The organism is Paratractidigestivibacter sp., from assembly GCF_052362415.1.
Classification (GTDB): Bacteria; Actinomycetota; Coriobacteriia; order Coriobacteriales; family Atopobiaceae; genus Paratractidigestivibacter.
This window is the reverse complement of sequence record NZ_DAWEMK010000220.1, coordinates 1-1199: the sequence shown is the minus strand read 5'-3', so window position 1 is coordinate 1199 and position 1199 is coordinate 1. Positions and strand designations below refer to the sequence as shown.

At 65.5% G+C, this 1199-nt stretch carries 3 protein-coding genes; all 3 read right to left on the bottom strand.

From position 1 onward, the window contains the following. Positions 1 to 103 precede the first annotated feature (103 nt). Genes ACT84W_RS11120 through ACT84W_RS11110 form a run of 3 tightly spaced genes read right to left on the bottom strand, consistent with a single transcriptional unit; the run spans position 104 to position 1077 of the window. Complete coding sequence (locus tag ACT84W_RS11120; RefSeq protein WP_444329275.1) at positions 104 to 472, bottom strand: hypothetical protein; 369 nt, start codon at positions 470 to 472, stop codon at positions 104 to 106. Further along, positions 465 to 803: a hypothetical protein gene (locus ACT84W_RS11115; RefSeq protein WP_444329274.1), complete on the bottom strand. Its 339-nt coding sequence runs from the start codon at positions 801 to 803 to the stop codon at positions 465 to 467. The genes ACT84W_RS11120 and ACT84W_RS11115 overlap by 8 nt, the downstream gene beginning before the upstream one ends. Continuing rightward, complete coding sequence (locus ACT84W_RS11110) at positions 796 to 1077, bottom strand: hypothetical protein (protein ID WP_444329273.1); 282 nt, start codon at positions 1075 to 1077, stop codon at positions 796 to 798. The genes ACT84W_RS11115 and ACT84W_RS11110 overlap by 8 nt, the downstream gene beginning before the upstream one ends. Positions 1078 to 1199 lie beyond the last annotated feature (122 nt).

Sequence of the window (1199 nt, the reverse complement as noted above, 5' to 3'; positions counted from 1 at the left end):
TCCTCCGTGTCGACCTCGAACTGCAGGACGGCGACGCCGCCCTTAACGGTGGCCTGCTTGAACTTGGCCTCGATCTCCACCGGTATGTTTGTGCTCTCCATTGCTATTCCTCCCTGCCTGCGCCCGCGAGCATCGCCGCGAACGTCTCCAATGTCATGGTCACGAACTGCTCGCCGGGGATGGCGGTCCCGCGGCGCTTCCAGACGACCACGCCGTAGTCGGCCCCGCGGTTCCTGCGCTCGGTTTCCGCCTCGCGCAGCCACTTGGGCAGCTCGTGCCTCCCCTGGTAGTCCTTGCACTCGATCGCGATGCCCCGCCCGGCCACCGACACGCCGCGGATGTCGCCCGTGTCCCTGGAGCCGGTCTTGACCTGCCTGTCGATGTCGGCCCCCAGCCTCCCGGCGAGGTAGTCGGCGACCAGTCGCTCGAACCTCGTGCCCGCGTCCTTGGCGGTCCTCCTGCTCCTACTCATCGACGAAACCGTCGCTCTTGGAGCGGTGCTTGTTGAACGCGTGCCTCAGGTGCGGGTATCGCGCCTCCATGATGCGGGCGAGGCTCGGCGCGAGGCCGTTCTTCACGCCGACGTGCAGCTCGTTGCGCACCATGTGGATGAGGTAGTTGATCGAGACGTAGCCCTTGCGGTTGAGGCGGGTGGCCTGCTCGACCATGAAGTCCCACGCCCGCGGGTGCTCGCCAATCCAAGCGCGCGCGTCCGCCATGTCCTGCTCGCCGTCCGCGCCGAGGCCGAATATCTCGAGCTGGCTGCTCATCGGCTTCTGGCGGTACCTCTCGTCGTTACGCATTGACGGCCCCCGCAGCGCATGCGGCCTTGGCGGCCTGGACCGCGCCGTCCATCGTCGGGAGGACGAAGACGGTCAGGACCGCCGCGAACAGGACCGCGGCGGCGATGAAGCCGACCATGGCCCCCGCCCTGAACGCATCGGAGTCGAGCTGCTCGCGGACGGTCGGTCGGTATGCCTTGGGTGCTATGATGGTCTGAGCCTCGTGTCTGGGGCTGTTTCGGCGAGTGCTCACAAGTTGGTAGCTGGGGGCGCTCGCTTCTTTGTATGTGTACATCTTGTGTTCCCTTCTGATGTTTCCGCAGGTAGATGCAGGTGTGGCTTTTAGGGTGGCTATTTTGGAACTTTTTTGGCGCGGCTCTTGGCGCTGTAGCACCTCTGCCGCTCCCTGTCGTTCCG